This window comes from Planktothrix sp. FACHB-1355 (genome assembly GCF_014748295.1).
Taxonomy (GTDB): Bacteria; Cyanobacteriota; Cyanobacteriia; order Cyanobacteriales; family Aerosakkonemataceae; genus Aerosakkonema; species Aerosakkonema funiforme_A.
On record NZ_JACJUP010000479.1, the window covers coordinates 1 to 4,773 of the forward strand.

At 46.2% G+C, this 4,773-nt stretch carries 5 protein-coding genes; 2 read left to right on the forward strand and 3 right to left on the reverse strand.

Annotation, left to right across the window (positions count from 1 at the left end):
- The coding region (locus H6S82_RS18765) for a cytochrome P450 (RefSeq protein ID WP_191056542.1) at window positions 1-311 on the forward strand (311 nt) is incomplete at its 5' end.
- Here H6S82_RS18765 and H6S82_RS18770 read toward each other — a convergent pair.
- From H6S82_RS18770 to H6S82_RS18780, 3 genes are all read right to left on the reverse strand, one after another.
- Window positions 312-1,955, reverse strand: coding sequence for a CocE/NonD family hydrolase (locus tag H6S82_RS18770; protein ID WP_242057013.1), 1,644 nt, complete (start codon window positions 1,953-1,955; stop codon window positions 312-314).
- Between the two features lie 162 nt (window positions 1,956-2,117).
- A complete protein-coding gene (locus tag H6S82_RS18775; RefSeq protein WP_190475360.1) occupies window positions 2,118-2,570 on the reverse strand; it encodes a cupin domain-containing protein in 453 nt (150 codons plus the stop codon).
- Window positions 2,571-2,647: 77 nt separating this feature from the next.
- Window positions 2,648-3,415, reverse strand: a complete 768-nt coding sequence (locus H6S82_RS18780) for a cysteine hydrolase family protein (RefSeq protein WP_190475377.1) — start codon at window positions 3,413-3,415, stop codon at window positions 2,648-2,650.
- 135 nt (window positions 3,416-3,550) lie between these two features.
- Here H6S82_RS18780 and H6S82_RS18785 point away from each other — a divergent pair.
- The coding region (locus H6S82_RS18785) for an amidohydrolase family protein (protein ID WP_191056543.1) at window positions 3,551-4,773 on the forward strand (1,223 nt) is incomplete at its 3' end.

Below are 4,773 nucleotides of genomic sequence, written 5' to 3' on the forward strand. Positions count from 1 at the left end.
TATCCGTGGGTAGCGATCGCACTCCTGCAAGTGCCTTAACAAAAGTTCATACAGTGTCGATTACTTTTGTCCGACTACTTAGCCCAGAACGCGCCGAGCATAAAAAACAAGAGTTTAGCTTAATAGGGTTTGGCGGTGGGCCGCGTATTTGTCTGGGCATCGCTTTTGCCCAAATGGAAATGAAAATTGTAGCGGCGCACCTGCTGCGTAACTATACCTGGGAATTGTTGCCCGAACAAAATCTCACCTTGGATGCGGTGCCGATGCTGCATCCCAAGGATGGGTTGCGGGTCAACTTTCGGCGCATTTAACTAAACGGACGGAGTTTGAATGGGCAGTAAAATTTGCGAAGGAAAATTCCCGCCACTTTGTACTGTCACGGTAATAATTTGAGCGTCAATTAAACGAGTTTCGGCAGGTAAGTCACCAGTTCCGGGGTTGACGGGATAAGCGGGAAAACAAGCTGCACTCAAACTGAGGCGCAATTGATTGCGTCTGGCAATTCTCATACAGGTTGGCTGAAGGGAAATTGTCAACGGTGCTGTTTTTCGATCCGCTTCGACTCGCACGTATCCTTGGGTAAAATTATAGACGCTGCCATTAGTTTGCACTTCGGAAAGTACGGCACATAAATCAAAACTAGGTTTATCTACTGTACAGTAGACTTCTACCGCTACGTCTCCAGCTATGTGCAAATCTTCTGTTAACGGTGGCGATGTGTAAGTTACAACATCTGTGCGACAGTCGATCGCAGTGCGATCGAAAGCACCGGGCGGATTGCTAGCATGACCTCCCAAAGCGGGAACCGGTCGCCAAGGATCGTGTACGAATACATCTTGGGATTTTGGATTGTTTGCTGCTTGCTCTTTTCTCACTAATTTGCCGGCGTCATCCCGCAAATTGGCTAAACCGTTACTTGACAAAAAGAAAGGTTTACGATGATTTGTCGGCCATTTTTTAAAAGATTGCCACAAGTTACTGCCCATTTCAAATAGACAGACGGGTAATTCTTTCAATAATCCCGTATCTTTGCCTTTGAGGAATTGGTCAAACCAGCGAATTTGCAAAAGATCGATCGGATTGACAGCAGCCGCACCGTAGTCTATTGCACCAACTTTGCGCCCCCAAGGTAGATGCCCCCAAGGGCCAATTAACAAATACTGAGGAAAAGCGCTGCGGGATGCCATTTCTTTATATAAATGCAGCGTACCGCGCAAGTAAGTATCGAACCATCCCCCAATATGCAGCATAGGCATATCTACGTTTTGAAAATAGGTTTTTGGCGAAAGTGTTTGCCAATATTTATCCGGTTTGGGATGATTTAACCAATCATGATAAAAAGAGTCGGGTGCGAGAGTTTTCAATATTTCCGGATGGGCGGGAATTAAGTCGGACAAAGGTAAGTTACGATAAGCGGTGTAAAGAGCTTGATAAGCTTTTTCATCTTTGTGCAAACGAGCGGTTTCTGCTGCTAGCTGAATTGCCCAACTCAAGTTATCTTGCCAACGAAACGCTCCGCCTTCATAAGCCCAATCGGTATATAAATCGTAGCCAATCATAGCGGGGCAAATAGTTTTTAAGGCGGGTGGCTTTGCGGTGGCGGCATAGAGTTGAGTCATGCCTTGGTAGGAAAAGCCATACATCCCGACTGCGCCACTGCTACCGGGTAGTTGGGCTGCCCAATTAACAGTATCGAAACCGTCTTCTATTTCGCGGGCAAACAGTTTAAAGTCGCCTTCTGATGTACCGCGTCCGCGCACATCTTGAATGACGACGATGTAACCTTGGGATGCGTACCAAGAGGGGTGAGCGTAGACAACTGTAGATGCGATCGCTTTACCATAAGGTTGACGCATCAGCAATACCGGATAAGTACCTTTGCTATCGGGTCGGTAAATGTCGGCAAAAAGACGCACCCCATCTCTGGTTAACATCGAAACTGTTTCTTTGGTCATTGGGCATTGGGCATTGGGTATTGGTCAGTAGGGTGGGCAATGTCCACCAAATACTCGCTCAAGTAGCAAAAATACCATAAGGGATAACGCATGACCAATGACTCATCACCCTAGAGTTAAATAAGATCTTATTATCCCCATAAATACGGGATAGCCTTCTTTTCAGCAGGGAACTAGCGCATCTGCACGACCGAGAACTCTTAAATCGTCTTCATCTAATTCCACGGGTGTGCCGCTGCGAATCAATTCTACAAAGTCTTCGTTGGGAACCATAAAACAAAGGGCGTACAAACGTTCCGAACCTGTATTTTCAATTACGTGAGTTGCGGTTGGCGGTACTAATATGCTGTCGCCGGCGCGAATGGGGACTGTTTTGCCATCGCAGCTTGCTCTACCTTCTCCTTTGAGGATAAAAAACATTTCTACAGCTAGATTATGTCGATTGGGGGGAGTTTTACCGCCGACATCAAAAATTTCTACGCACAAAGTTAACGATACATCAGCACTTGCCGGCTCGAAGACGATCGCTAACCGGTTGGTATCGTGGGGGCTGATGCGATACGCTTGATAGTCTCTGGGAGATTTAGCGATCGGAATCATGCAGCGATTATTCATTTTTTATCCGTCCTTTGTTATCGGTCAGTTGTCAGTTGTCAGTTGTCAGTCATTAATCAATGACAACTGACATCCAATTAATTACTAATTGCTTTTAAGATAGCTTGAGAATCGGTGACGAAACCAAAACATTGTTTGACGTTATAAAGAGTGGCTTGCCAGCAATACTCCGGTGAAGTAGTGGCAGTGCAATCTTTTACTAAAATGCAATCATAACCGAGGAAATTAGCGTCTTGCAGCGTCGCCATTACGCATTGATCTGCATTCACTCCCCCAAAAAATAAAGTACTTTTTCCCAGATTCCGCAGGAGACTATCCAATGGTGTATCCCAAAAACCGCTCATTCTGTATTTATCAACACGGATATCTTCTGGTTTTTGTTGTAATTCATCGACAACAGCAGCTGCCCAACTGCCTGCGATCAGAACTTTAGCACCGTTGGCTGGTAGAGGATCGCCCAAACCGACACCATCACCGGTAGGATTGTAAACGTGGCGCAGTCCGGCACTGATATTGATTAAGTCGGGGCGGTTTCCCCAGTTAAGCCAAATTACGGGAACTTTGACATTTCGCAATTCTGGTAGGAGAGTTTTGAGGGGATTGATGGGAGTGCGTGCGGGTGTCACGTCTACGCCTATATGCGCTAACCAGCCATTGGGATGACAGAAATCATTCTGCATATCAATTACCAATATGGCGGCTTTTGCCAAATCCAGGCGCAGCGTTTTGGTTTCTGTCGCCAGGGTAATAGGCTGCGGTTCTAGGGGTGGGCGGGTGATATCGGCTATTTGGGCATCAACTGCCCAAGCATTTGGGGGTAAGCCCAAGGTACGCAGAGGTATCATAATAGTTTTGAGTTTTGAGTTTTGAGTTACAGGTTTGTTGTAGCTCAAAATCGAATTACACTTATATGTTGAATACTACTTTTTAGCGCCAAAACTCGTAAAATTTTCTAAATTCTTAATTTCAAGGTAAATTGCGTGACTTTTACTCTCCAGAAAGCTTTGGTTCCCGTCGATCGCGGTTACTCTACCGTTGATGTGCAAGTGGTGGACGATCGCATTACGGCGATTGCGCCCAATCTAGAGGCGATCGGTACTGTTGTAGATTGTCAAAACAAACTGCTACTCCCAGGTTTTGTCAACGCCCACACCCACTCCTCGGAAATGTGGCAGCGGGGAGCAATTCGTCCCGTTCCGCTGGAATTGTGGTTGGCGGAACTGTACGACTTTGTACCCCTGGAAATCGAGCAAATTTACTTGACGGCTTTGGGTACGGCAGTAGAAACTTTACTGTCTGGAGGGACAAGCGTTGTCGATCACTTGGTTTTGATTCCTGGGAAAGAAATCGAAACTATTGCAACTGCGGTTCGCGCTTACAAAGAAGTTGGTATCCGCGCTTTTATCGCGCCTCTGATTCAAGATGAATCTCTCACGGCTGGCGTTCCCTCTGGCGGTACCGAACAGGAACACGATGCTTATATTCGCTCGACTGGCGCAACTTTAGCATTAATACAAGATGCTGTAAATAAATTTCACAACCCGTCGGAAGGGGTGTATATTTTGGTTGCGCCAACGGGCATTCAACTGTGTTCGGATGCTTTGTTTACTGGGTGTGTAGAATTGAGCGAGCGCTACAATCTTTGCCGCCATTCTCACTTGCTGGAAACGAAAGCTCAAGTATTGCTGGCGCAAGAAAAATACGGTTGTAGTGCTGTCGAACATTTGAAAAGGCTCGGTTATCTCAGTGAGCGGACTTCTTTAGCGCACTGCGTTCATTTAACCGATGAGGATATCGCTATTTTAGCAGAAACTCAATCTACTGTTGTACACAATCCCCTCAGCAATCTGCGCTTGGGTAGCGGGATCGCGCCTATTTTGAAATATCGACAAGCGGGAGTAAATGTTTCTTTTGGTTGCGATGGTTCTGCCAGTAATGATTCGCAAGATTTACTGGAAGCTATTAAAATTGGTTCTCTCCTCCACAACGTCACTGATTTAGATTATCAGCATTGGATAACGCCGCGTCAATCTGTAGAAATGGCATCTTTCGGCGGTGCTAAGGGATTAAATGTCGCGGATGAACTCGGTTCGCTGACTGTGGGGAAAAAAGCTGATTTTGTACTTTACGATCTTACCAATTTGTCGTTGCTGCCGCGCACAGACCCGATTGGTTTGTTGATTTTGGGGCGTCCCACTCAGGT

Coding starts and splice junctions, on each gene's coding strand:
- H6S82_RS18770 (WP_242057013.1), bottom strand. CDS start 1,955: ATGACCAAAGAAACAGTTTCGATGTTAACCAGAGATGGGGTGCGTCTT.
- H6S82_RS18775 (WP_190475360.1), bottom strand. CDS start 2,570: ATGAATAATCGCTGCATGATTCCGATCGCTAAATCTCCCAGAGACTAT.
- H6S82_RS18780 (WP_190475377.1), bottom strand. CDS start 3,415: ATGATACCTCTGCGTACCTTGGGCTTACCCCCAAATGCTTGGGCAGTT.